Origin of the sequence: Microbacterium sp. F51-2R, assembly GCF_052180235.1 — a bacterium.
Classification (GTDB): domain Bacteria; phylum Actinomycetota; class Actinomycetes; order Actinomycetales; family Microbacteriaceae; genus Microbacterium.
In genome coordinates, this window is record NZ_CP197470.1 from 795,971 (window position 1) to 821,994 (window position 26,024).

20 protein-coding genes and 1 tRNA gene are annotated in these 26,024 nt (G+C 71.3%); 6 read left to right on the forward strand and 15 right to left on the reverse strand.

Annotated elements, in window-relative coordinates; all coding sequences use genetic code 11:
• Positions 1–25: 25 nt before the first annotated feature.
• The 7 genes from ACSBPH_RS03815 to ACSBPH_RS03845 form a co-directional block, all read right to left on the reverse strand.
• Positions 26–1,603, reverse strand: a complete 1,578-nt coding sequence (locus ACSBPH_RS03815; RefSeq protein ID WP_442576280.1) for an FAD-dependent oxidoreductase — start codon at positions 1,601–1,603, stop codon at positions 26–28.
• On the reverse strand, positions 1,600–2,463 hold the full coding sequence (locus tag ACSBPH_RS03820) for an FAD:protein FMN transferase (protein WP_442576281.1): 864 nt from the start codon (positions 2,461–2,463) through the stop codon (positions 1,600–1,602). The genes ACSBPH_RS03815 and ACSBPH_RS03820 overlap by 4 nt, the downstream gene beginning before the upstream one ends.
• 3 nt (positions 2,464–2,466) lie before the next feature.
• Positions 2,467–2,964 carry an FMN-binding protein gene (locus ACSBPH_RS03825; protein ID WP_442576282.1) on the reverse strand — a complete coding sequence of 166 codons (498 nt, stop codon included), beginning with the start codon at positions 2,962–2,964 and terminating at the stop codon, positions 2,467–2,469.
• Positions 2,965–3,081: 117 nt separating this feature from the next.
• Complete coding sequence (locus ACSBPH_RS03830; protein ID WP_442576283.1) at positions 3,082–5,769, reverse strand: HAD-IC family P-type ATPase; 2,688 nt, start codon at positions 5,767–5,769, stop codon at positions 3,082–3,084.
• 39 nt (positions 5,770–5,808) lie between these two features.
• On the reverse strand, positions 5,809–6,843 hold the full coding sequence (locus ACSBPH_RS03835; RefSeq protein ID WP_442576284.1) for a ribose-phosphate diphosphokinase: 1,035 nt from the start codon (positions 6,841–6,843) through the stop codon (positions 5,809–5,811).
• A complete protein-coding gene (gene glmU / locus ACSBPH_RS03840; RefSeq protein ID WP_442576285.1) occupies positions 6,833–8,290 on the reverse strand; it encodes a bifunctional UDP-N-acetylglucosamine diphosphorylase/glucosamine-1-phosphate N-acetyltransferase GlmU in 1,458 nt (485 codons plus the stop codon). The genes ACSBPH_RS03835 and glmU overlap by 11 nt, the downstream gene beginning before the upstream one ends.
• A gap of 1 nt (position 8,291) precedes the next feature.
• Positions 8,292–8,363, reverse strand: a tRNA-Gln gene (locus ACSBPH_RS03845).
• A 269-nt stretch (positions 8,364–8,632) separates the two neighbouring features.
• Here ACSBPH_RS03845 and ACSBPH_RS03850 point away from each other — a divergent pair.
• Positions 8,633–9,142, forward strand: coding sequence for a MarR family winged helix-turn-helix transcriptional regulator (locus ACSBPH_RS03850; protein ID WP_442576286.1), 510 nt, complete (start codon positions 8,633–8,635; stop codon positions 9,140–9,142).
• 315 nt (positions 9,143–9,457) lie between these two features.
• Positions 9,458–11,284: an ABC-F family ATP-binding cassette domain-containing protein gene (locus ACSBPH_RS03855; protein ID WP_442576287.1), complete on the forward strand. Its 1,827-nt coding sequence runs from the start codon at positions 9,458–9,460 to the stop codon at positions 11,282–11,284.
• Between the two features lie 369 nt (positions 11,285–11,653).
• On the opposite strand, the gene ACSBPH_RS03860 is transcribed toward ACSBPH_RS03855, so the two are convergent.
• Complete coding sequence (locus ACSBPH_RS03860) at positions 11,654–13,126, reverse strand: GNAT family N-acetyltransferase (protein ID WP_442576288.1); 1,473 nt, start codon at positions 13,124–13,126, stop codon at positions 11,654–11,656.
• Positions 13,127–13,298: 172 nt separating this feature from the next.
• Positions 13,299–14,231, reverse strand: coding sequence for a 4-(cytidine 5'-diphospho)-2-C-methyl-D-erythritol kinase (locus ACSBPH_RS03865; protein ID WP_442576289.1), 933 nt, complete (start codon positions 14,229–14,231; stop codon positions 13,299–13,301).
• Between the two features lie 304 nt (positions 14,232–14,535).
• Between ACSBPH_RS03865 and ACSBPH_RS03870 the strand changes: the two genes are divergently transcribed.
• Entirely contained in the window at positions 14,536–16,149 is a 1,614-nt protein-coding gene (locus ACSBPH_RS03870) for a stealth family protein (protein WP_442576290.1), read from the forward strand.
• On the opposite strand, the gene ACSBPH_RS03875 is transcribed toward ACSBPH_RS03870, so the two are convergent.
• Both ACSBPH_RS03875 and rsmA read right to left on the reverse strand, forming a co-directional pair.
• Positions 16,097–17,077, reverse strand: a complete 981-nt coding sequence (locus tag ACSBPH_RS03875; protein ID WP_442576291.1) for a phosphodiesterase — start codon at positions 17,075–17,077, stop codon at positions 16,097–16,099. The two genes, ACSBPH_RS03870 and ACSBPH_RS03875, sit on opposite strands and share 53 nt — an antisense overlap.
• 132 nt (positions 17,078–17,209) lie before the next feature.
• A complete protein-coding gene (gene rsmA, locus ACSBPH_RS03880) occupies positions 17,210–18,049 on the reverse strand; it encodes a 16S rRNA (adenine(1518)-N(6)/adenine(1519)-N(6))-dimethyltransferase RsmA (RefSeq protein WP_442576292.1) in 840 nt (279 codons plus the stop codon).
• 70 nt (positions 18,050–18,119) lie between these two features.
• Between rsmA and ACSBPH_RS03885 the strand changes: the two genes are divergently transcribed.
• Entirely contained in the window at positions 18,120–19,586 is a 1,467-nt protein-coding gene (locus ACSBPH_RS03885; RefSeq protein WP_442576293.1) for a sugar porter family MFS transporter, read from the forward strand.
• A 67-nt stretch (positions 19,587–19,653) separates the two neighbouring features.
• Positions 19,654–20,958: an MFS transporter gene (locus ACSBPH_RS03890; RefSeq protein WP_442576294.1), complete on the forward strand. Its 1,305-nt coding sequence runs from the start codon at positions 19,654–19,656 to the stop codon at positions 20,956–20,958.
• 187 nt (positions 20,959–21,145) lie between these two features.
• Here ACSBPH_RS03890 and ACSBPH_RS03895 read toward each other — a convergent pair whose 3' ends face one another.
• Both ACSBPH_RS03895 and ACSBPH_RS03900 read right to left on the reverse strand, forming a co-directional pair.
• Positions 21,146–21,511, reverse strand: coding sequence for a YciI family protein (locus ACSBPH_RS03895; protein ID WP_442576295.1), 366 nt, complete (start codon positions 21,509–21,511; stop codon positions 21,146–21,148).
• Complete coding sequence (locus tag ACSBPH_RS03900; protein WP_442576296.1) at positions 21,508–22,842, reverse strand: RNA polymerase sigma factor; 1,335 nt, start codon at positions 22,840–22,842, stop codon at positions 21,508–21,510. Before ACSBPH_RS03900 ends, ACSBPH_RS03895 begins: the two co-directional genes overlap by 4 nt.
• Positions 22,843–23,033: 191 nt before the next feature.
• Here ACSBPH_RS03900 and ACSBPH_RS03905 point away from each other — a divergent pair, with 191 nt between their 5' ends.
• Positions 23,034–23,204 (forward strand): hypothetical protein, encoded by a 171-nt coding sequence (locus ACSBPH_RS03905; RefSeq protein WP_442576297.1) that lies wholly within the window; start codon positions 23,034–23,036, stop codon positions 23,202–23,204.
• Between the two features lie 283 nt (positions 23,205–23,487).
• Here ACSBPH_RS03905 and ACSBPH_RS03910 read toward each other — a convergent pair whose 3' ends face one another.
• On the reverse strand, positions 23,488–24,399 hold the full coding sequence (locus tag ACSBPH_RS03910; RefSeq protein ID WP_442576298.1) for a TatD family hydrolase: 912 nt from the start codon (positions 24,397–24,399) through the stop codon (positions 23,488–23,490).
• Complete coding sequence (gene metG / locus ACSBPH_RS03915) at positions 24,399–25,976, reverse strand: methionine--tRNA ligase (protein ID WP_442576299.1); 1,578 nt, start codon at positions 25,974–25,976, stop codon at positions 24,399–24,401. The genes ACSBPH_RS03910 and metG overlap by 1 nt, the downstream gene beginning before the upstream one ends.
• Positions 25,977–26,024 lie beyond the last annotated feature (48 nt).

The window sequence follows — 26,024 nt, forward strand, 5'->3', positions numbered from 1 at the left end:
CCGGCCCGCGGCATCCGTCGAAGGATCAGTACCCCGAGAACGCGTCAGTCGCGATCGACCGGGCCTTCTCGAGCGCCGGCGCGAGCTCGGCGATGAGGCCCGACGGCCCCGAGATGTACGCGTGCCGGGCGGCGATGTCGGGCACCACGCGCAGCAGGCCGTCGGCGTCGAGGCGCACGCCGCGTGCCCACACCCAGTTGCGCGGCAGGTCCTTCGGCTCGTCGCGCGTGAAGACGACGACCGGGACCCCGGATGCCTCGAGCTCGGCCCGGAAGGCGAGCTCCGACGCCTCCGACGCGACGTACACCAGGACGACGTCGCGGTCGTCGCCGGCGAGCTGCTGGTGGCGCAGCTGCGAGATGAACGGCGTCACGCCGATGCCCGCCGCGACCATGAGGATGGGGCTCGACGAGCGCTTCGGGAGGACGAAGTCGCCCCACACGCCGGTCACGGCGAGGACGCCGCCGGGCTGCACCGCGGCCAGCGCCTTCTTGTACGACGACTGCGGCTTGGCCCCGGCGCCCTGCGCCTCGCGGAACGCGACGCGCAGCTCGGGGAGATCCTCCGGCGCCGAGGCGATGCTGAACTCCCGGCGCGTGCCGCGCGCGTCGGGGTGCCGGTGCGGCACCTCCAGCTCGAGGTACTGCCCCGGCGTGAACGCGAGGCGGCTGTGCGTGCGGAAGGTCAGCTGCGTGACGGTCGGAGTGAGCTCGTCTCGCGACTGCAGGGTCAGGCGGACCGCCGAGCGCTGCGAGAAGGCGAAGGCGAACGCGACGAGGTTCCCTATGAGGAGCGCCCGCTCCTGGCCGAGGCTTACCTCTCCGACGGCGATCGGCCAGCCCGCGAGAACGCCCACGACAGCGGCGACGGTGAACTGCTGCCACCGCCGTGGCGGCATCGTCAGGGGCTCCGACAGCATGAAGGCGCCGAGGAAGAGGAACGGCGACGACAGCAGCATCTGCCAGAACACGTCCCACGCATCGAACGGGGTGCCGAGCGACTGGTACAGCGACGACACGCGCGCGACGCCGACCGCGACGGCGATGACGAGGAAGACCGTGACGACCCGCACCTTCTCGGTGCGCAGGAGCACGAGGAGGCCCAGCACGAGCACGGGGCCGGCGAGCGCGGGCGTGCCGACCCACCACGACGAGGCGCCGAGGGACGGCAGCCAGATGCTCAGCACGGTGAGCGCCGTCGCACCGACCGCGGCCGGGTTGAAGATGTGACGCCCGCGCCACGCGAGCACGTACTTCGAGAGGGATGCCACGAGCCCGGCGACGGCGATCCCGGCGAGCGCGACGAGGTCGATCGTCGGGCGCAGCACGAAGAGGAGGATGCCGGCGGTGATGAGCGACGACTCGATGCGCCACGGGAGCTTCAGCACCGACTGTGCCGCGGCATCCGTCGCACCGCACACGACCGCGAGCACGGCGAACGTCGCGAGCAGCTCGAGCGCCGTCGGGGCGATGAGGCCCGTGAACGACACCACCAGGGCGATGCCGGCCAGCGCCATGAGGCAGAGGAAGGCGAGCCGGTACATCGAGACGCGTCCGAGCACCGCGAACACGCGGTTCCACAGTGCTGTGAGGGATCCGATCACGTGAACAACTCTGCCTCACTGCCGGGCGACCATTCGACGCGGCCGTCGCTCGTCATCCGCACCCACTCCGCGCCCCATTCGTGGGCCAGCGCCGGACCGCCGTCGAAGAAGAGCGCCGTCGCGGCGGCGTCGGCGCGCATCGCGGTGGGAGCGATCGCCCACGTCGCGACGATCGAGCGCACCGGTTCGCCCGTCCGGGCGTCGAGCACATGGTGCAGGCCGTCGGCCCACGCGCGTCGGTTCGTCGCCGACGCGCAGAGCGCGGCATCCGTCACCTCCACGATCCCGATCGCTCGCCGTGGATCGTAGGGATGCTCGAGCCCCACCCGCTGCGGTGCGCCGCGCACGAAGAGGTCGCCGCCCGCGTCGACCACGAGGCCGTCACCCGCCCACGGGGTGAGCGTCTCGGCCACGAGGTCGACGAGACGGCCCTTCCCGAGCGCGCCGACGTCGAGGAGCGCCGGCGTCCGCACCTCGAGGGCGGTGTCGGACCACCGCACGATCTCACGCCACTCGCCCGGGGCCGGCGCGGCACCTCGATCGACGAACGAGTACGTCGCGTCGTAGCCGCGGCGGGCGAGGGATTCCCCCACGAGGGGATTGACCGCACCCTCCGTCGCCCGGGACAGCTCGGCGTAGGCGTCGAGCATGGCCACGGCGTCCGCCGGGGCGGGCATCGCACCGCCCTCGTACGCGAGCCGCGAGACGACCGAGTCGGGCCGGAAGCGCGACCACACCGCGTCGAAGTCGTCGATGCGGGCCGCGACCTCCGCGCGGGCGGCGTCGGTGAGCGGATGCCGCGTCTCGACCTCCCACACCGTGCCGATCGCGTCGAATCTCCAGACCGCGCCGCCGGTCATCCCTCAGCCCGCAGCCTCGGCCTTGATCTGCTCGATGGCCTGGGTGAAACCACCGCTCGTGAGCGACGAGCCCGCGACCCGGCTGACGGAGAGCGCGTCGATGTCCTGCCCGACGACGACGTCGGCGATGCCGCCGATGAACTTGGCCTGATACTCCTGCGATTCGCGCTTGGTCGGATTCCCGCTCACCTCGACGTCGGTGACGACGTCGTTGTTCAAGGTCACCGTCACACTGATCTGCTCGACGGATTCGGGCGTCGCATACGACCCCTCGGCCGTGTATGTGCCGTCGACGTAGGTGGAGGTCGCGCCCGAGTCGGTGTCGGACGCCTGCGCGTCGGCGCCGGCCCCCGTGCCGGTGTCGGTCGTTCCCGCGTCGGCGGTGTCGGCGCGGGGTGCAGTGCCCGTCGTCGCACAGCCGGCCAGCGCGAGCATGCCCGCAACGCCGACGACGGCGGCGCTCGCGCGGAGCGGGCGGGATACGGCGGCGGTGGGGATCATGGCGGTCCTCTCAGTCGTGCGTCGCGGGGGGTCTCCTCCCACGCTAAGTGACACGACCGAGCCGCCCATTCCGTTCACGCTATGAGGATCCTTCGAATGCAGATGAATGCATCCGGCTCAGCGACGGCGGAAGACGGCCTTGAGGATCTCGACGGCGAAGAAGATCGCGACCGAGAGGACGATCGGGACGATCCAGGATGCCGCGGCCAGCGGCTCCGACTCGAACAGCGTGTTCATCACGGGCAGGTAGGTGAAGAGCAACTGCAGGAAGATGAGGGCGGCCGCCGAGATCCAGACCACGCGGTTGCCGCGGAAGACGTCGACCGTGATGCTCGAGCGCGACATGAAGCGGCAATTGAGGAGGAAGGCGAGCTGCCCGAGCGCCAGCATGAGCACGGCTTCCGTGCGGGCGTACGCGACGTCGGTGCCCGCTGCCGCGGCGCCGTAGAAGACCCCCATCGCGGCACCGCCGATGAGGGCCGAGACGATGAGGACGAAGGCGAGCTCGCTGCCGCTGATGATCGAGCCGCCGGTGCGGCGCGGTGGGCGCGCCATGATCCCGACCTCGGCCGGCTCATAGGCGAGTGCGAGCGAGAGCGTCACGGCGGTGACCATGTTGACCCACAGCACCTGCACCGACGTGAGCGGGAGAGTGAGTCCGAAGACGACCGCGATGAGGATGACGAGGGACTGCGCGCCGTTGGTGGGGAGGAGGAAGACGATCGACTTGCGGAGGTTGTCGTAGATCCGCCGGCCCTCGGCGATGGCGCTGCGGATCGTCGCGAAGTTGTCGTCGGCGAGGACGAACTCCGCCGCCTCCTTCGTCGCCTCGGTGCCCTTGATGCCCATCGCGATGCCGACGTTGGCGCGTGTCAGCGCGGGCGCGTCGTTGACGCCGTCGCCCGTCATCGCCACGACCTCGCCGTGGGACTGCAGGGCGCGGACGATGCGGATCTTGTGCTCGGGGCTCGTCCGCGCGTAGATGTCGACGTCGCGCACGACCTCTTTGAGCTGCTCCTGCGTGAGCGCTTCGAGCTCCGTCCCGGTGAGGACGCGCACATCGTCGCCCGACACGAGGCCCATCTCCCGACCGATCGCGAGGGCGGTGCCCGCGTGGTCGCCCGTGATCATCTTCACCGCGATGCCGGCAGCGTGGCAGTCGGCGATCGCCTCGACGGCCTCGGGGCGGGGCGGATCGACGATCCCCCAGACGCCGAGGAACTCCAGGTCCTGCAGGTCGTCGATCTCGATCGTCTCGATGTCGGAGCGGATGGGCTTGCGGGCAGCGGCGAGCACGCGCAGCCCTTCGCCGCTCAGCTCGTCGATCACGGCCGCCCACCGCACGACGTCGAGGGGCTCGGCGCCCGCCTCGCCGCGCTGAGTGAGGGAGCGCTCGAGCAGACGGTCGGGGGCGCCTTTGACGAGGATGGCACGCGACCCGTCCGCGCCCTGGTTGAGAGTCGCCATGAACTTGTTCGCGGAGTCGAAGGGGATGACCGCGAGCCGCGAGCCGGCCCCCGGATCGAGGCGGCCCTTCATCGCGACGACCTTGAGGGCGCCCTCCGTCGGCTCCCCCACGAGCTGCCAGCGCCCGTCCGCATCGCGCACGACGTGGGCGTCGTTGCACAGTGAGGCGACGGCGAGCACGGCGGTGAGGTCGCCGCGCGCCCGCGCGCCGTCGACGGGCCGGATCTCGCCCACGGGGTCGTACCCCAGCCCCGTCACCTCGTACGGGGCGAGAGGCGTCACGATGCGCCGCACCGTCATCTCGTTCTTCGTCAGGGTGCCGGTCTTGTCGGAGCACACCGTCGTGACCGAGCCGAGCGCCTCGACGGCCGGGAGCTTGCGGGTGATGGCGTTGCGCCTGGCCATCTGCTGCACGCCGATCGCCAGCGTGATGGTCACGAGCGCCGGGAGGCCCTCGGGGATGGCCGCCACGGCGAAGCCGATGGCCGCCGAGACGAGATCGTCGATCGGCATCTGGTGGAGGAACCTGCCGATGAGCAGCATCACGGCGGCCATGCCCAGGATCACGACCGTGAGGACGCGGCCGAAGCCGTCGAGCTGTTTGGTCAGCGGCGTCGCGAGGGCGCCGGCCTCGTCGGCGAGGCTCTGGATCTTGCCGATCTCGGTGTCGGCGCCGGTCGCCGTGACGATCCCGCGCGCCTGTCCCGCAGACACGATCGTCCCCGAGAACGCCATGGAGCTGCGGTCGCCGACCCCCGCGTCGGGCGCGACCGGGTCGATCTGCTTCGACGACGGCACGGATTCCCCGGTGAGGGCCGATTCGTCGACGCGCAGCTGGAAGGCCTGGAAGAGCCGCACGTCGGCGGGCACCTTGTCGCCCGGCATGAGGCGGACGACATCGCCCGGCACGAGCTCTGCCGCCGGCACCGTGATCCAGCCGCCGTCGCGGCGGGCCGAGGCATCCGCCGACAGCATCCCGCGGATCCCCGCGAGCGCCCGCTCAGCACGGCCCTCCTGGATGTAGCCGACGACGGCGTTGATGATCGCGACCGCCATGATGACCCAGAAGTCCAGCCAGTCGCCCATGACGGCCTTGATGACCGCGGCGCCGAGCAGGATGTAGATGAGCGTGTCGTTGAAGTGCGCGAGGAACCTCAGGATCGCGGGCTTGCGCGCGGGTTCGGGAAGCTCGTTGCGCCCTGCGACGGCGAGGCGGGCCTCGGCATCCGTCGCCGTCAATCCCGCGCGGTCCGCGTGCAGCTCGCGCACGACCTCATCGACCTCGAGGGCGAACGGCCGTGCGACGACGAGCTCCGCCTCGGTGACCTGTGCTGTCATGACGACCCCTTCGACAGGGTCAGGCTAAGGCAGGTCGGGCTACGCCGCGCCGTCGAACATGCTGGTGACCGAACCGTCTTCGAAGACCTCGTGGATCGCGCGCGCCAGGAGCGGCGCGATCGGGAGGATCGTGAGGCTCGGGAACCGCTTCTCGTCGGGGATCGGGACCGTGTCGGTCACGACGACCTCGTCGATCGCGGCGCTCTGCAGGCGCTGGACGGCGGGGTCGCTGAAGATCGCATGGGTCGCAGCGACGATGACCCGCTCGGCACCGTTGGCCTTGAGCGCCTCGGCGGCCTTCACGATCGTGCCGCCGGTGTCGATCATGTCGTCGACGAGGAGGCAGACTCGGCCGCTCACCGCGCCCACGATCTCGTTGACCGTCACCTGGTTGGCGACGTTCGGGTCGCGGCGCTTGTGGATGATCGCGAGCGGCGCACCGAGGCTGTCGGACCACGTGTCGGCGACGCGGACGCGGCCGGTGTCGGGCGAGACCACCGTGAGCCTCGCGCGGTCCTCGCCGGTCAGCGTGCGCTCGAAGTACTCCAGCAGCACGGGCTTGGCGAAGAGATGGTCGACGGGGCCGTCGAAGAAGCCCTGGATCTGCGCAGCGTGCAGGTCGACGCTCATGACGCGGTCGGCACCGGCCGTGCGCAGCAGGTCGGCGACGAGGCGCGCGCTGATCGGCTCGCGGCCACGGCCCTTCTTGTCCTGACGGGAGTACGGGTAGTACGGGGCCACGACGGTGATGCGCTTGGCCGACGCGCGCTTGGCGGCGTCGAGCATGATGAGCGTCTCCATGAGCCACTCGTTGACGGGAGGCCCGAAGCTCTGGATGAGGAAGAAGTCGCAGCCGCGGATCGACACCTCGAACCGCGTCAGGATCTCGCCCGACGCGAAGGTGCGGTACTCCGTCGGCACGAGCTCGGTGCCGAGGGAGGACGCGACGTCGGCGGAGAGCGCCGGATGCGAGCGACCGGACGCGACGACGAGCCGCTTCTTCGTCTTGGCGACGAGGCCGGGAGCGATGTCGTTATCGCGGTCGAGATCGACCGTCTTCTTCTTACGCGCCATCGCCCGCTTCCTGTGCGGACCGAGCCCGGGCGGCGACTTCCGCCGCGCCCGTCCCCGGTCGATTCTTCTCGACCCACCCCTCGACGTTGCGCTGAGGGGCGACGCTCAATGCCAGGGCTCCGGCGGGCACGTCCTTGCGGATGACTGCGCCGGCACCGGTCTTGGCACCGTCTCCGATCCTAACGGGCGCGACGAAGACGTTGTGCGAACCGGTGTGCACCTCGTCGCCGATCTCGGTGCGGTGCTTCGTGAGGTCGTCGTAGTTCGCCGTGATCGCTCCCGCTCCGAGGTTGACCCCGCGGCCGATGTTCGTGTCGCCGATGTACGAGAGGTGCGGAACCTTGCTGCCGTCGCCGATCGTGGAGTTCTTCGTCTCGACGAAGGTGCCGATCTTGCCCTTCGCACCGAGCACGGTGTTGGGGCGGAGGTAGGCGAACGGGCCGACGTTCGCCCCGGCCCCGATGACCGACAGCGTCGCGTCGCTGCGCCGGACGACCGCGTTCTCGCCCACCTCGCAGTCGACGAGGCTCGTGTCGGGGCCGATCGTGGCGCCGGCGCCGACGACCGTCGCGCGGAGGATGTGCGTGTTGGGGAGGATCGTCACATCGGGCGCGAGCGTCGCGGTGACGTCGATCCACGTCGTCGCGGGGTCGAGCACCGTGACGCCGGCCACCTGCCACTCCCGCACCGTGCGGGCGTTGAGCGTGCGGGCCGCCTCGGAGAGCTGCACGCGGTCGTTGACGCCGAGGGCTGCCGAGGCATCCGCCGCCGTCGACACCGCCACGGGCAGGCTCGCGTCGTGCAGGAGCCCGACGACGTCGGTGAGGTACTTCTCGCCCTGCGCGTTGGCGGTGCCGATGCGCGCGATGTGGGTGCGCAGCTCGGGCGCGCGGAAGACGTAGACGCCGACATTGATCTCGGTGACCGATGCCTCGTCCGCCGTCGCATCCTTCTGCTCGACGATGCGCTCGAGATCGCCGGAGGCCCCGCGGATGACGCGGCCGTAGCCGGTCGCATCGTCGACGACAGCGCTCATGACCGTGACGGCGGCGCCGGAGCCGCGATGTGTGCTCACGAGGGCGGCGAGGGAGTCGCCGTCGAGGAGGGGCACGTCGCCGCTCAGCACCAGCACGTCGCCCGCGAAGTCGCCGAGCTGCGCGAGCGCGATCTCGACGGCGCGGCCCGTGCCCGGCACCTCGTCCTGGTCGACGACGAGCGCGTCGGGCGCGGCCTCGGCCACGGCGGACGCGACGAGGTCGCGCTCGTGGCGCACGACGACGAGGATGCTCGTGGGTGCGAGGCTTCGGGCCGTGGCGAGCACGTGGCCGACGAGCGGGCGCCCGCCGATGCTGTGCAGCACCTTGGGGAGCGAGGACTTCATCCGCGTCCCCTGCCCGGCGGCGAGGACGATGACAGCGAGCGGGGTGTCGGCGATGGTCTCTGACATGCTCCGCCGCCAGGATTCGAACCTAGACCTCACAGCTCCAAAGGCTGTCGTGCTGCCATTACACCACGGCGGACCGGCCCGGACGCGGGCGTCCGAAGCCTCGACAAGTCTGCCAGCCCCGGCACGCGGTCAGGGACGCGCCGCGGTGCGGCGCGCGGAGGCGGGCAGTCGATCGGGGGCGCGGTGGGGGGTCGATCGGGCTGCGCCGGGGGCTCGACCGGGCGATGCGGGGCACTGCGCGGGGGCGGGCGCGCGGCCTTGCGGGCGCGGGCGCGCGGCCTGCGGGCACGGGCGCGCGGTCTGCGGGCACGGGCGCGGCACGCGCGGCTCGATAATGGAGGGATGGCACAGGAGGCGGACGAGGTCGATCGGATCGTCGAGGCGTGGATCGCACAGCGCCCCGACCTCGACTTCTCGCCGCTCGAGGTGCTCTCGCGCGTCGACCGGCTCTCGCGACACCTCGACCGCGCGCGCCGCGACGCCTTCCGCCGCAGCGACCTCGAGCCGTGGGAATGGGATGTGCTCTCGGCGCTCCGCCGCGCGGGCGAGCCCTTTCAGCTGAGCCCCAAGCAGCTCCTGCAGCAGACCCTCGTCTCGAGCGGCACGATGACCAACCGCATCGACCGGCTCGTCGGTCGCCGGCTCGTGCGACGCGAGCAGGACCCGGACGACGGCCGCAGCATCCTCGTGATCCTCACCGAAGACGGACGCACGAGAGTGGATGCCGCGATCACGCGACTCGTCGACGCCGAGGCGCTGATGCTGGCCGGCCTCTCGCGCGGCGACCGCGAGCGGATCGCGGGTCTTCTGCGGAAGCTGAGCCTCGGGTTCGACACGAGCGGCGCGCTCTGATGGCGCGCGCGCACCTCCTGGGCGCCGAAGCCCTCCACCTCGAGTTCCCGACGAAAGAGACCCCGTAATGGCGCACCTCCTGGGCGCCGAAGCCCTCCACCTCGAGTTCCCGACGAAAGAGACCCCGTAATGGCGCACCTCCTGGGCGCCGAAGCCCTCCACCTCGAGTTCCCGACGAAAGAGACCCCGTAATGGCGCACCTCCTGGGCGCCGAAGCCCTCCACCTCGAGTTCCCGACGAAAGAGACCCCGTAATGGCGCACCTCCTGGGCGCCGAAGCGCTCCACCTCGAGTTCCCGACGAAAGAGACCCCGTAATGGCGCACCTCCTGGGCGCCGAAGCCCTCCACCTCGAGTTCCCGACGAAAGAGGTGTTCGACTCGGTGTCGCTCGGCGTCGACGAGGGCGACCGCATCGGCATCGTCGGCCGCAACGGCGACGGCAAGTCGAGCCTGCTCGCGATGCTCGCCGGGCGCCTCGACCCCGACGGCGGCCGCGTCACGGTGCGCGGCGGCGTGCGCGTGGGCGTGCTCGACCAGGGCGACACCCTCGACGACAGCCACACCATCCGCGAAGCCGTCGTCGGCGACGCCGCCGCCCACGAGTGGGCAGGCGAATCCCGCGTGCGCGACGTCATCGCGGGCCTCCTCGCCGACCTCGACTGGGACGGCTCGGTCGTACCGCTCTCGGGCGGCCAGCGCCGCCGCGTCGCCCTCGCGAAGCTCCTCGTCGGCGATTGGGACGTGCTCGCGCTCGACGAGCCCACCAACCACCTCGACGTCGAGGCCATCGCCTGGCTCGCCGAGCACCTGAAGTCCCGCTGGTCCCGCGGTGCGGGGGCTCTTCTGGTCGTGACGCACGACCGGTGGTTCCTCGACGAGGTCTGCACGACGACGTGGGAAGTGCACGACCGGCTCGTCGAGCCCTTCGACGGCGGCTACGCGGCATACATCCTCCAGCGTGTCGAACGCGACCGGCAGGCCGCCTCCATCGAGGCGCGGCGCCAGAACCTCGCCCGCAAGGAGCTCGCGTGGCTGCGGCGCGGCGCGCCGGCGCGCACATCGAAGCCGAAGTTCCGCATCGACGCCGCCAATGCCCTCATCGCCGACGTGCCCGAGCTTCGCGACCCGGTCGCGCTGCAGTCCCTCGCGGTGTCGCGCCTCGGCAAAGACGTCGTCGACCTCCTCGACGTCTCCGTCGCGTACCCCGCCGAGACGGGCGGCGAGAAGCGGGTGCTCCGCGACGTCGAATGGCGTCTCGCCCCCGGGGAGCGCACCGGCATCCTCGGGGTGAACGGTGCAGGCAAGTCGACGCTCCTCGGCCTCATCGCCGGCACCGTCGATCCGACCTCGGGGCGCGTCAAGCGCGGCAAGACCGTGCAGGTCGCGACGCTCACGCAGCGCCTCGACGTGCTCGAGCAGCACCTCGACGAGCCGGTGCGGCTCGTCATCGAGCGGCTCCGCACGAGCTACACGTTCGGCATGGGACCGAAGGCCCAAGAGCTCACCCCGGGGCAGCTCCTGGAGCGCATGGGCTTCCAGTCGGCACAGCTCTCCACCCCCGTCAAAGACCTCTCGGGCGGACAGCAGCGCCGTCTGCAGCTCCTGCTCATCCTCCTCGAGCAGCCGAACGTCCTCATCCTCGACGAGCCCACGAACGACCTCGACACCGACATGCTCGCGGCACTCGAAGACCTCCTCGACTCGTGGCCCGGCACGCTCATCGTCGTCTCGCACGACCGCTACTTCATAGAACGCGTGACCGACCAGCAGTACGCCCTCTTCGACGGCCACCTCCGCCACCTCCCGGGCGGAGTCGACGAATACCTGCGCCTGCGCAAAGTGCAGAAGGCGAAGGCGGATGCCGCGCCCCCGCGCCCCACTGGCGGCCAGACGCCCTCGACGCCGCACGTCGACGCCCTCTCCGGCGCCGACCGCCGTACGGCGCAGAAGGAGCTCTCTGCGATCGACCGCCGCCTGGAGCGCCTGCAGCGAGACCTCGACGCGATCGACGTGCGCCTGGCCGACAGTCACGACGACTACGAGGCCCTGCTCGACCTGCAGACCCGCCGCACGGCGCTGACCGACGAGGTCGGCGAGCTCGAGGAGCGCTGGCTCGAGCTCAGCGAGTCGCTCGAGGCCTGACCCGCGCGGATGCCGCGCCGCGGCATCCGTCCCTCTTCCCCGCACCTCGCCGCGGCAGCCGTCCTGGTGCCGTCCCCTCCCCGCACCTCGCCCGCGGCAGCCGTCCTGGTGCCGTCCCCCTCCCCCGCACCTCGCCCGCGGCAGCCGTCCTGGTGCCGTCGCCCTCCCACCGTCTCCCCGCCCCCGCCCCTCCCCCGCCCCGGCCCCGGCAGTCGTCCCCACCGGCCGCGACGAGTACGTACGATCTCGCCGAGAACACACGATCGCCGCGCGAACAACGTGTGGTCTCGACGACTTCGTACGTACTCGACGTTGCAAGAGCCGAGCAAAGCCCAGCCGAGCGACAGCCCCGCAGCGCGTCGTCCGGGCTCAGTACCAGAAGCTCAGGCGGGCCGTCTCGGGCCACGCGAAGATGCGAGCGGCCGCGAGGGGGTCGGATGCCTCGACCCGCCCAGCCGCGACGAGCGTCGTGAGCGAGACCGACCCCAGGTAGAGCGCGGCGAGCTCGGCGACCCCCAGCCGCACGACCGGCACAACAGGTGCGTCCCACACGACCGCCGCGTCCCGCCCGATCGCCGCGACCGGCGCGTCCCGCACGACCGGCACAACAGGTGCGTCCCGCACGACCGCCGCGTCCCGCGCGTCCCGCACGTCCGGCCCGCTCCGCGCGTCCGGCGCGCCCGGCACGCCGGGCTCCGCGCCGTCCCACGGCCGCACCGAGCCCGTTCCGTCGGCGTCGACCCGCAGCATCCATCGGCCCTCGCCGAATCCGAGCGGATCCGACACCTCGAGCGCGAGCTCGCCGGGAGCGGCGTAGCGCCGCGCCGCGAGGGCGGCGGGCACATCGAGCAGCCGCACGTACTGGTGGTCCTGCACGGTGAGGGTCGCGGCGCGGCGGTCGGCGATCATCCACAGCACGGGCTCGTCGATCGCGAGCTCCGACGCGGTGAGCTCGCCCACGAGGTCGAGCTCGAGGAGGAACCGCCACAGCGCCGCGTACGCGTCGGACGTCTGCGAGATGAGCCGGTGCACCGTCACCTTCGAGCGGGCGAAGTCGTCGTGGTTCTCGTGGTACGCGTACAGCGCGACGCCGCGGACGGCACCGCCGGCGTCGGCGTACTGGATGGCGCGGAGCTTCTCGGGGTGCTCGGCATCGGGCCGCGTCCCGGCGAAATGATCCCAGTGGCCGTCGGGCATCGCGATCTCGCCCGCGAAACGCCGGCGCACCGCGTCGTGCAGCTCCGGCGCGATCTCGCGGAACCGCTCGCGCGACACGAAGTCGACGCGCCCGTCGGGTCTCGGCCCGGTCCAGTGCGCACGGGGCACGTCGATGCGCAGGTGCCCGCTCATCGCGCCGGGGGCGAAGCCGAACCGTCCGTAGATCGCGGACTCGCTGACAGTCAGGACGGCGACCGGGATGCCGAGCTCGTCCGCGCGGCTGAGCTCCCCCGCCATCATCGAGCGGAGGATCCCGCGGCGCCGGTGCGTCGGGGCGACCGTCACGGAGCTGATCGCGACCGACGGGATGCCGCCGCCGCCCGGGACCGACAGGTCGGTGACCCACGAGGCGAAGGTCGCGACGGGACGCTCGGGCTCGGGAGCCGCCTCGTCGAACACGCCGACGAGCCGGCGCTGCCCGAGGCGGTCGAAGCCCGACTGGAGCTGGACGTCGTTGCGCTCGCCGTCGAGGAACCCGCGCGCGACGGCCTGATGCCACGCGCGGAAGCCCTCCGGATCGGTGTTGGGGACGACCCGCAGGTCGAGGCCCTGCTCGGCGAGCGCCGCACGGGCGACGTCGTCGATCGGGCCGTCGTGCTGCTGCGCGGCGAGATCGGTCGACATGTCGTTCCTCCAGAGGTCGGGGACGGAAGGGGCTGAAGCGGCGGGCGGCGGGTGGATCGAGGGCGGAAACGGGTCGTCGGCGGGTGGATCGAGAGCGGAAACGGGTCGTCGGCGGGTGGATCGAGGGCGGGAACGGGTCGTCAGCGGGTGAATCGATGACGGATGCCGCGGCTCAGAGCGCGCGCGCTCCGGCGACCGGTCCGTGCACATGCAGGGCCGGGTACCCGGCCGCCGCGAGCGTGACCTGCAGTTCGAGCGCCGCCTCGGGGCCTTCGGCGAGGAAGGCGAGGGTCGGGCCCGAGCCCGAGACGAGCCCGGCCAGGGCGCCCGAGCGCTCTCCGAGCTCGAGCGCTTCGCGCAGGGCCGGACGCAACGACAGGGCTGCCGGCTGCAGGTCGTTTCTCACGCGCACGGAGAGGGCCGCGGCATCCCCCGCCCGAAGCGCCTGGAGCACTCCCGGCTCGACGGCGGGAGTGCGGCGCGGCGGAGCGATGTCGGGCGCGCGGTCGGCGCGCATGCGGTCGAGGTGGGAGTAGACCTCGGGGGTCGACAGGCCCTCGTCCTCCGACGTCAGGAGCACCCAGTCGAAGCGTCCCTTCGCGAGAGCCTGGCTCAGCTGATCGCCCCGGCCCGTGCCGATCGCGGTGCCGCCCATCAGCGCGAAGGGCACGTCGGCGCCGAGCCGCGCGGCCAGCCGCTGCAGCTCCTGCATGCCGAGGTCGGTGCCCCACAGCAGATCGCAGGCGACGAGCGCGGCCGCGGCATCCGCAGACCCGCCCCCCATGCCTCCCGCGACCGGCACGTGCTTGACGATCTCGAGGTGGACGCCGCCCTCGTAGCCTGCGCGCTGCGCGAGCATTCGCGCGGCGCGAAGCGCGAGGTTGCGGTCGTCGGCGGGCACACCCGAGACATCCACCGTGCCGCTCACGCGGATCGTGAAGTCGTCGGCGGGTGTCGCCCACATGTCCTCGTAGAGCGAGACGGCCTGGTACGCCGACGCGACGTCGTGGTACCCGTCGTCCTGCACGTCGCCCACCTCGAAGAAGAGGTTGATCTTCCCCGGAGCGCGGACGTGGACGCGGTCGGCGACGGCGGCGTCGGTCACGAGTGGTGGTCCCCACAGGAACGGCAGCGCGATTGGTCGGTCACTGTTCGAGGCTAGCGCGCGGACGGAGGCGCGGCGCGGCGACGCGGAGCACCCGCGAAGCACGCGCGACCACGCGCGTGGGGACGCGCGTGGGGACGCGCGTGGCACACGCCCGACGGCCGTAGGGCTCCCCCGCCGAATGTCAAGGGGTGGCCCGGGAAACGGTCCTGTAACAACATGTGCGTAGGGTGGCAGTGAAGCCTCCCTTCACCCCTGCCCTCGCCCCTCGCCACGTCCATCCCTCGCCGAAAAGGAGGACGCCATGTCTGCGCTGCCCGCGATGCCCGCCATCGCCCCGCTGTCCGGTCTGCCCATCGAGCAGCACACCTGGTCGAGCCTGCTCGGCCGCCCCGACGTCGTCCTGGAACGCGGCATCCTTCATCTCGTTCACGACTCCACCGCTCCCCTCGAAGCCCAGACGGAGGACCTGCTCCTCGTCGCGTCGGCCCTCGAGAACGCCGGCGTCGACGTGCTCCTCATCCGCCACGACCGCCGGATCCCCGCGCTCGTCGTCGACGTGACGGCTCGGGATGCCGCGTTCGAGGCGCTCCGCACGCTCGGAAGCCATGAGCCGCTCTACGTCAAGAAGCCCCGCGGCCAGGCCACGCTCGCCGTCGATGCCGCCGCACCCGGCGCCGATCCGTCGGCGTGGCGTGTGTACCGCCCCCGCGTCACGCGTTCGGGGGGCCTCCGGTACGGCTCGTCGCTCGCGGCACGGGTGGAGTTCTGGCGATTCGGCGACGACGCCGTGGAGGCGCCCGCCGAGAACGTGCTCCTGCGCAAGACGACCGCGGCCGAAGACATCGAGTTCGAGACGGTCACCCGGCATGGCCGCTCGTGGCGCACGATCGCCGGCATGTTCGACCCGCTTCCGGACGAGTTCACCGAGCCGGTCGACATCGTCTTCTCGTGGGTCGACGGCTCGTCGACGGAGTTCCAGCGCCAGCGCGCCGCGCGCATGGCCGGCTACGTCGTGGGCGAGGGCGACGACGGCCCCGCGCGCTTCCGGCACGTCGACGAGCTCCGCTACGCGCTTCGGAGCGTCCACATGTACGCGCCGTGGGTGCGCCGCATCTTCATCGCGACAGACTCCCCCGCTCCGGCGTGGCTGCTCGAGCACCCTCGGGTCACGGTCGTGCGCAGCGAGGAGTTCTTCGCCGACCCCTCCGTGCTCCCGACCCACAACTCGCACGCCGTCGAAGCGCAGCTGCACCGCATCGAGGGGCTCGCCGAGCATTTCCTCTACTCCAACGACGACATGTTCTTCGGACGCCCCGTCGAACCGGAGATGTTCTTCACGCCCGCCGGCATCAGCCAGTTCGTCGAGTGCGAGGTGCGGATCGGAGCGGGGCCGACCGCAAGCCACCGCAGCGGTCACGACAACGCCCTGCGCGTCAACCGCGATCTGCTGCGCGAGCGCTTCGGCCGCACGATCGTGCGCGATCTCGAGCACTGCGCGGCCCCTCTGCGGCGCAGCGTCGTCGAGGAGCTCGAGCGAGCCTTCCCGGAGGACTTCGCCCGCACGGCCGCGTCGCGCTTCCGCTCGTCGACCGACATCTCGGTGACGAACTGCCTGTACCACTACTACGCGCTCATGACGGGGCGCGCGATCGCGACGCACCGCCCTCGCGTGCGCTACGTGCAGACGACGATGGCCAAGTCGCTGCGGCGCATGGAGACCCTCGCGGAACGACGCGACGTCGACATGTTCTGCCTCAACGACGGCGGCGAGACCGAGATCCCCGAAGAGGTCCGCGTCGCGGCGCTGCGCGACGCGCTCGAGAGGATGTTCCCGGTGCGGGCGCCGTGGGAGCGCGCCGAGCTCACCGAAGAACAGGCAGCGGCTCGGTCGGCGCATCCTTCCGCACGTCACTGAACGTCGCGGGCATCCGGGACGCGGGCGGCTCGACTCCCGCCGGCACGCGGGGCGCGGGCGGCTCGATGCCCGCGAGGACGAGCCTGCGCCGCGCTTCGAGGGCATCGATGTGCTCCAGCGGCACCGGCGCCTCGACGGGGACGACCGAGTGGACGACGGTCTGGTCGTACACGTGCACGAGGTTGAACGACTGGGCGCCGTCCTGCGGCCTCGAGCCGCCCACCGGCACCGTGAGGTCCTGCGTGTAGCACGTCGCCGAGGCGACCGACACGGGGATCCCCGCGAACGTCGCGAACGTCGAGTAGTGCAGGTGCCCCGCGATGATCGCGCGCACGTCGCCGTCGCGGAGCACCGCCGCCAGGCGAGACTGATCGCGCAGCTCGACGCTCGCCGCGAGCGGGAGCACGCTCGGAACCGGCGGGTGGTGCATCGCGAGGATCGTCCCGAGGGGCGCCGGCGTCGCGAGCACGTCGCGGAGCCATTCCAGCTGCGCGTCGCGCAGCTCGCCGTGGTGCTCCCCCGGAACGGTCGAGTCCAGCGTCACGAGCCGCAGACCGTCGAGCTCGTCGACGCGGTCGTACGGCGCGAGCGGGTCGCTCGAGGGCTGGTCGAGCAGCTCCGCGCGCAGGGCGGTGCGGTCGTCGTGGTTGCCCATGACCCAGAAGAAGCGCGCGTCGAGGCGGGCGGCGAACGGCTCCACGAGCTCGCGGATCGCCTCATAGGCCTCGGCCTCGCCGAGGTCGGCGAGATCGCCCGTGAAGACGAGCGCATCGGGGCGGACACCGGATGCCTCGATCGCGGCGAGCGCGCGCGAGAGGCGGTCCGTCGAATCGACCCGGTCGAACAATCGGGATCCCGCGGCACGCAGGTGCGTGTCACTGAGGTGTAGCAGGATCCGCTCGGGCGCCGGATACTCCGCGGTGCGCATCGCCTTCTCTTCCGTCGGGCGCGGAGGCATCTCCGCGGACGCCGTAGGTCGACGTTGCGCGAAATGCTACCCGCACGATTCGGCGCAACCCGGGTACATATCGGGAATGTCGGGCGAACCCATCATGAACGCTCAGACGCGCGCGATGCGGACGAAGTCCTCGATCGAGAGCTGCTCGCCGCGTGCAGTCGGTGCGACGCCGGCCTTCTCCAGGACCGCGGATGCCTCGGCCGCCGAGCCGCCCAGCACGGCGGACAGCGCCTGCCGCAGCATCTTGCGGCGCTGCTGGAACGCGGCATCCACGATCGCGAACGTCCGCCGCCGCTCCTCCTCGTCGCCGCGCGGCGTGGCGTCGCGCTCGAAGGCCACCAGGACGCTGTCGACATTCGGCACGGGCCAGAACACCTGCCGCGAGACGGTGCCCGCGAGGCGCCACGGGCCGTACCACGCGGCCTTGACGCTCGGGGCGCCGTAGACCTTGGAGCCCGGCGGGGCGGCGAGGCGCTCCCCCACCTCGGCCTGCACCATGACGACTCCGCGGTCCAGGTGAGGGAAGGTCTCGAGGAAGTGCAGGAGCACCGGCACGCTGACGTTGTACGGCAGGTTCGCCACGAGCACCGTCGGGTCGCCGGGCAGCTCGGTGACCCGCAGGGCGTCGGCGTCCACGACGGTGAGGGCGCCGTCGGGCACGCCGTGGGCGGCCGCGGTCGCGGGGAGCTTCTCGGCGAGTCGGTGGTCGATCTCGACGGCGGTGACGGATGCCCCGGCCTCGAGGATCGCGAGGGTGAGCGACCCGAGTCCCGGCCCGACCTCGACGACGCGGTCGCCCGGCTCGACGCGCGCGACGTGGACGATCTTGCGGACGGAGTTGGCGTCGACGACGAAGTTCTGACCCAGCTTCTTGGTGGGCGTGACATCGAGCTCGGCCGCGAGGGCGCGGATCTCGGCGGCACCGAGGAGACTGACGGGCATGCTCATTACAGTAGCCACGGTCCAGCGTGGCTGACTCGACCGGGCTCCGCCGCGCCGCTAGCGTCGGGCTATGAACACTACGGGCTCGATTCCGGCGGACGCGTTCTCGTTCCGCAGCCCCTACGGCCGCCGCGCGGTCGGCCTCTCCGTCGCGGCCGCGGTCGGCGGATTCCTCTTCGGCTTCGACTCCTCCGTCATCAACGGCGCCGTCGACTCGATACAGCAGGACTTCGGGCTCAACGCCGTCGTCACGGGGTTCGTCGTCGCCATCGCGCTCCTCGGCTGCGCCGTGGGCGCCATCGTCGCCGGCAGCCTCTCCGACCGCTGGGGGCGCCTGCGCGTCATGTTCCTGGGCGCCGTGATGTTCTTCATCTCCTCGCTCGGCGCGGGGCTCGCCTTCTCGGTGTGGGACCTCGCGCTGTGGCGGGTCATCGGCGGTCTCGGCATCGGCATCGCCTCCGTCATCGCGCCCGCCTACATCGCCGAGATCGCGCCGCGGCAGATCCGCGGCGGTCTCGCCTCACTCCAGCAGCTCGCGATCACGCTCGGCATCTTCGCGGCATTGCTCAGCGACGCGCTGCTGCAGAACGCCGCGGGCGGCGCCGACGAGGTGCTGTGGCTCGGGCTCGAAGCGTGGCGGTGGATGTTCCTCGTCGGCGTGATCCCGTCGGCCGTGTACGGCATCCTGGCCTTCACTCTTCCGGAGTCTCCCCGCTACCTCATCGCGAAGGGCCGGTACGACGAGGCGCGAGCGATCTTCGAGCGCCTCGTGCCGGCGGCCGACCTCGACCAGACGATGAAAGACCTGCAGACGACGATCGAGACCGATCGCAAGAACGCGGGCGTGTCGATCCGCGGCCCGGTGCTGGGCCTTCAGCGGATCGTGTGGGTCGGCATCATCCTGTCGGTGTTCCAGCAGTTCGTCGGAATCAACGTGATCTTCTACTACTCGACGAGCCTGTGGAACTCGGTCGGCTTCGACGAGAGCAACTCGTTCACGATCAGCGTCGTCACCTCGATCACGAACGTGCTCGTGACGCTCGTCGCGATCTTCCTGGTCGACCGCGTCGGCCGAAAGCCCATCCTCCTCACCGGCTCGGTGATGATGACGCTGTCGCTGGGCGCGATGGCGATCGCGTTCCTCTTCTCGACGACCGACTCCGAGGGCGCCGTGACACTCCCCGCGCCGTGGGGGCCGATCGCCCTCGTCGCGGCCAATCTGTTCGTGATCGGCTTCGGCGCGTCGTGGGGCCCGCTCGTCTGGGTGCTCCTCGGCGAGATCTTCCCGAGCCGCATCCGCGGCAAGGCGCTCGGCGTCGCGGCCGGCGCGCAGTGGATCGCGAACTTCCTCATCACGGTGAGCTTCCCCGCGATGAGCGACTGGTCGCTGCCGGCCACCTACGGCATGTACGCCCTGTTCGCCGCTCTCTCCTTCGTCTACGTCGCCTGGCGCGTGCCCGAGACGAAAGGCATGGACATCGAGCAGACCGAGACGCTCTTCACCCGCAAGGACGCGCGGGCAGCCGGCACCGTCTGATTCCGCGCGCGGTCGCGTGAGGCGAGCGCGCGCTCACGGTGTCCGGGGGCCCTCGTAGGATTGGCGGATGCCCTCCCTCGGCGACCTCGTCGCACCGCGTCGTCTCGGACGGGACTTCCGGTGGCTGCTCGCCTCGTCATGGACGAGCAACCTGGGCGACGGCATCGCACTGGCCGCCGCGCCCCTCCTGATCGCCTCGCTCACCCCGTCGCCGATCCTCGTCGCAGCCGGCGCGATGATGCAGTTCCTCCCGTGGCTGCTGTTCGGGCTGCTCGCCGGCGCCGTCGCCGACCGTCACGACCGCCGACGGCTCGTCATGATCGCGGATGGCCTCCGCGCCGTGATCGTGCTCGCCCTCGTGGCGTTCCTCGTCACCGGCCAGGCGAGCGTCTGGATGGTGCTCGCGACGTCGTTCCTCTACGGCACCGCGGAGGTGTTCGCCGACTCTGCCGGCAGCACGCTCCTGCCGATGCTCGTCAAGCCCGCCGACCTCGGGATCGGGAACGCCCGCATGCAGGCGGGCTACCTCGTGGCGAATCAGCTGGCGGGGCCGCCGCTGGGCGCCTTCCTCTTCGCGGTCGGCTCGTTCTGGCCGTTCCTGCTGCAGGTGCTGTGCGTGTCGCTGGCCGTGCTGCTCATCTCGCGCATCGCGCGGACGCCGGTGCCGCAGCATCCTGAATCGTCCAGGGAGACGACGACGCACGCCATCCGCGCGGGTCTGCGGTGGCTCCGCCACAACGCGCCGGTGCGCACGCTCGTCCTGATCATCCTGGTCTTCAACATCACGTGGGCCGCGCCCTGGGGCGTGCTCGTGCTCTACGCGACCGAACACCTCGGGATGGGGCCTGTGGGGTACGGAGCGCTCACGACGGCGTCGGCGCTGGGCGGCATCATCGCCGTCTTCGGCTTCGGGTGGCTCGAGAAGCGCGTGTCGTTCGCGACGCTCATGCGCGTGTGCCTGTCGCTCGAGGTGGTGATGCACTTGAGCTTCGCGCTCACGACCTCGCCCGTGGTCGCGTTCGTCATCATGTTCGGCTTCGGCCTGTACGCCTTCGTGTGGGCCACGATCTCGACGACCGTCCGGCAGCGGCTGGTCCCCCTCGAGCTGCAGGGGCGCATCGCGTCGGTCAACATGGTGGGCGTCTTCGCCGGCCTCGTGATCGGGCAGTTCATCGGCGGCGTCCTCGCGCAGGCCTGGGGCCTCACGGCGCCGTGGTGGTTCGCCTTCGCCGGCTCGGCGATCACGCTCGCCCTGGTGTGGCGGTCGATCTCGCACATCGCCGCAGCGAAGCCCGTGCTCGACGCCGAGGAGGCCGCGCAGGTCGCCGAGGAGGACGAGCCGGGCGCCGGCGGGATGCCGCTCCCCGACTGACCGGCCTGGGCCCGGTCCGGGCGCGCCCGGTCCCCGTCCGCGCCCCGGCCCCGCGCTGCGCCCGTCCGCGCCCCACGCCCACGCCCCTCGAGACAAGGGATTCTCGTCGAACCAAGGGTCGACGACCCCGGTTTCGACGAGAATCCCCTGTCTCGGCATCCGTCCCGCTCTCAGCGAGCGCCGCGGGTCACTCCTCGCGGTCCCACGGCAGCTCGATCGTGGGCAGGATGAGGATGCGCCCGAGCACGGCGCTGGGGTGCTTCGCCATGAACGAGGCCGCCTCCTCCATCGACTCGGCCTCGAGCACGTCGAAGCCGGCGAACCACTCCTTGAACTCGGGGAACGGGCCGTCGGTGACGATCGTCTTGCCGTCGCGCACGACGATCGACTTCGCCCGGTCGCGGCCGGCGACGCACGCCCCGGGGCCGAGCGCCCCGGCGTCGTCGCCCTCCTTCGCCCAGGACTCGAGCATGTGCCGGTCCTCGTCCTGTGCGAGCTGGGTCGTGGCGGACGCGTCGGTCATGTGGATCACGAGGTACTGCTGAGTGGTCATGAGGGTTCTCCTTGGGTGATGGGTCGGGTGGGTCGGTCGGATGGTTTGACTCCGGTGGCGGGGTCGGAGGGGACGGATGCCGCGAGCCGCCCGCGACGCAGGACGAGGTGGGCGATCTCGGCGGTGTTGCCCGCCAGCTCGATCGCCCGGTCGTAGGCGGTGCGGGCCTCGTCGGAACGGCCGATACGCGACAGGAGCTCTGCCCGGCTGGTGTGGAAGGCGTGATGCCCGTCGAGCCGGTCCGCGAGGGTCGCGACGATCGCGAGCCCTGCCTCCGCCGACTCGAGCTCCGAGACGGCGATCGCCTTGGCCAGCGTGACGAGGGGGTTCCCGTCGAGGCGCTCGAGGTCGCTGTAGAGCGCGATGATGCGCGCCCAGTCGGTGTCGCGGGGACGGGCGGCCGAGGCATGGACGGCGTTGATGGCCGAGAGGATCTGGTAGCGGTCCAGCGCGCCCTCGCCGCGGTCGACCGCTTCGACACTCGACCGGACGAGGGAGAGGCCCTCGTCGATGAGAGCGCGGTCCCACGCGGCCCGATCCTGCTCATCGAGCCGCACGAGGGCTCCGTCGGAAGAGACGCGCGCACCGGCCCGGGCCTCCGTGAGCAGCATGAGCGCCAGCAGCCCCGTCGCTTCGGCCCGCTCGCGCGAACCTGCCGGCAGGAGGTCGCGCACCAGCCGGGTGAGACGGATCGCCTCACCCGTGAGATCGGGGCGCAGCGGGTCGGACGCACTGCCGGACGCGAGGTATCCCTCGTTGAAGATCAGGTAGAGCACAGCGAGGACCCCGTCGGCACGATCCGGGAGGTCTTCCTGCTGCGGCAGCGCGAACGGGATGCCCGCAGACCTGATCCTCGCCTTCGCCCGGCTCAGGCGCTGGCCCATCGTCGTCTCCTGTACGAGGAACGCGTGCGCGATCTCGGCGACCGTGAGGCCTCCGACGACCCTCAGGGTGAGGGCCACCCGGGCATCCATCGGAAGCGCAGGGTGGCAGCACGTGAACACGAGCCGGAGCCGGTCGTCCTCGATGGCCCCGGTCTCGTCGGGGGCCCCGGCGTCGGCGAGCATGAAGGCCTCCTGGTGCAGCTCACCCCGGCGCGCTTCGCGCCGGAGCCGGTCGATCGCCTTCCGGTACGCCGTCGTCGTGATCCAGGCGCCGGGATTCGGCGGGACACCGTCGGCGGGCCATCGCTCGACGGCGGTGGCGAAGGCCTCGGCCGACATCTCCTCGGCGAGGTCGAGATCCCCGAACCGCCGGGCGAGACCCGCGACGACCCGGGCCCACTCCTCGCGGTGGACGCGGGAGATCGCGGCGGCGACGTCCGAGGTCATGTCGGGCTCCTTCGTCATTCCGATCGCCGAGGGCGGCTCTCACTTGGTCAACGAACGGGATCGCCCCGATTCGACATCGCGGCAGAAGAAAAGTCCACGGTGGCGGCGGATGCTGTCGAATTCGGACTCCGCTGTTCGTAGCCGAGGTGAGGGCGAGTCACCCGACCCGCCCCGGACGAGAGCGGGACAGCATGAGTGTGCAGACGACCCAGGCCGACGAACGGGAGCTCGTGGAGCACGTCGAGGAGGCGAGACTCACGCTTCGGCGCTACCGTCGCGCCCGCCGTCGCGCCTTCTGGAGCGGCCTCGGCGACGTGCTGCTGTCGATCCCGCCGGGCACCGCCGCCCGCCTCGGCGGATGACCCGCGCGGGCCGTGCGCGCGCCCGGCCCCGCGCCGCGAGACAAGGGATTCTCGTCGAACCAAGGGTCGACGACCCCGGTCTCGACGAGAATGCCTTGTCTCGGCATCCGTCCCCGCCGTCGGTGCGGCGGGCTCGACGAGAGCGCCCTGCCGCGGCATCCGTCCCCGCCGTCAGCGCGCAGCCGTCAGCGCATCACAGCAGCCGGACGCAGCAGCCGGACACAGAGGCACGACGCAGCGGCCGGGGCCAGAGGCACGGCACAGCCGCCGCGCGCGGCGGGACTCAGTCGTCGAAGGAGCCGTAGACCTCGAGCGTCGTCGTGGCGATCTGCGCGCACAGCTCGTCGACGTCCACGCCGAGCTCGGCGGCCATGAACCGCACGGTGACCGGGACGAGGTAGGGCGCGTTCGGGCGGCCGCGGTGCGGGACCGGCGTGAGGAACGGGGCATCCGTCTCGACCAGGATCCGATCCCGCGGGATCACGGCGAGCGCATCGCGCAGGTTCTGCGCGTTCTTGAACGTGACGTTGCCGGCGAAGCTGAGGTAGTAGCCGCGCTCGCCCGCGATCCGGGCCATATCGGCGTCGCCCGAGAAGCAGTGGAACACCGTGCGGTCGGGCGCGCCGACCCGCTCGAGGGTCTCGAGCACCGCGTCGTGCGCGTCGCGATCGTGGATCTGCATCGCGATGCCGTGCTTCTTCGCGAGCGCGATGTGCGCCTCGAAGCTCTCGAACTGGGCCGCAAGCCCCTCCTCGCCGGTGCGGAAGAAGTCGAGCCCCGTCTCGCCGATCGCCCGTACGCGGGGCTGCACAGCGAGCTCGTCGATGACGTCGATCGCCTCGCCGAGCCGGCCCGCCGCGGCATACGCCGGCGCCTCGTTGGGGTGGATCGCGACCGCCGCGAGAACGCGCGGGTGGGATGCCGCGGCCCACGCCGACCAGCGGCTCGACTCGATGTCACCGCCCGCCTGCACGACCCCGGCGACGCCGACCGATCCCGCGCGGGCGAGCTGCTCGTCCAGCGAGAGCCCGACGCCGTCCTCGATCTCGAGGTGGGCGTGGTTGTCGTAGACCGGCACGGCGAGCGGTTCGGGCGCGTCGGGGTACGAGACATCCCGCGAGCCCTTCTCGCGCACGCGGACGTATTGCGACGGATCCGCCCCCTCGACGGGGTACGGCACGGCGGGTTCGGCCATCAGACCGTCTGCTCGACGCGCGGGAACAGCGGCGCGAGGGCGTTGACGACGGCACCGGCGGGAAGGATGCCCCAGCGCCCCGCCTCGCGGATCGGCTGATCCTCGAGCCTTCCGAGCGTGTCGGCGGCGCCGAGGGCGACCCACAGCTTCTCGGTCGCGATCGGCGTGACCGGCGACAGCAGCACCGCGAGTGCGCGGAGGCCCTCCGCCGCCGTGTAGAGGACGGTCCCGAGGCGCTCGCGCTGAGCCTCGTCCTTGGCGAGGGCCCAGGGCTCGTTCTCGGTGATGTAGAGGTTGAGGGCGTCGACGATCGTCCAGATCGAGGCGATCGCCTCGTCGATGCGGAACCGCTCGATCGCGGCGTCGGCGGCGGCCGCGGCATCCTGGACCGTCTTCTGGATGCCGAGATCGACCTCCGAGTAATCGGAGGCCGGCGGCACGATGCCTTCGAAGTAGCGGTCGATCATCGCCGTCGTGCGGGAGGCGAGATTGCCGAACCCGTTGGCGAGCTCGGCCTGGTAGCGAGCCGAGAGGTCTTCCCAGGAGAACGAGCCGTCCTGCCCGAACGCGATCGCCGAGAGGAAGTAGAACCGGTAGGCGTCGGAGCCGAAGACGTCGGTGATCTCGCTCGGCGCGATGCCGGTGAGCTTCGACTTCGACATCTTCTCGCCGCCGACGAGCAGCCAGCCGTGCGCGAAGACGCCGCGTGGCACCTCGACGCCGGCGGCCATCAGCATGGCGGGCCAGATGACGGCGTGGAAGCGCAGGATGTCTTTGCCCACGACGTGGTACGCCGGCCAGCGGCGCGCGAACTCCTCCAGGTCGCTGCCGTAGCCGACCGCCGTCGCATAGTTCAGCAGCGCGTCGACCCACACGTAGATGACGTGCGACTCGTCCCACGGCACCGTGATGCCCCAGTCGAAGGTCGACCGCGAGATCGAGAGGTCTTTCAGGCCGTTCTTGACGAACGACACGACCTCGTTGCGCGCCGACTCCGGGCGGATGAAGTCCGGCACCGACGAGTACAGCTCGAGCAGGCGGTCCTGGAACTCGCTGAGCTTGAAGAAGTAGTTCTTCTCCTGCAGGAGCTCCAGCGGCTTGGAGTGGATCGCGCAGACCTTGAGTCCCTCGAACGGGCCCTCGCCGTCGACGATCTCGGACTCGGTCTTGAACTCCTCGCAGCCCACGCAGTACAGCGCCTCGAACTCGCCCGCGTAGATGTAGCCGCGGTCGTAGATCGCCTGCACGAACTGCTTGACGCGCTCCTCGTGGCGCGGCTGCGTCGTGCGGATGAAGTCGTCGTTGGCGACGTCGAGCGTCTCGAGCAGGGGGAACCACGACTCGCTCACGAGCTTGTCGACCCACTCCTGCGGCGTCGCGCCGTTCGCCGACGCGGCGCGCATCATCTTCTGGCCGTGCTCGTCGGTCCCCGTCAGCATCCAGGTGTCATCCCCGGCCTGGCGGTGCCAGCGCGCGAGGGTGTCGACCGCCACGGTCGTATAGCCGTGGCCGATGTGGGGGACGTCGCTCGGATAGTAGATCGGCGTCGTGATGTAGAAGGAACGGCCGGAAGTCACCAGGAGAGTCTATTTCGACCCGGATGCCGCGGCCTCACTGTGACGAGC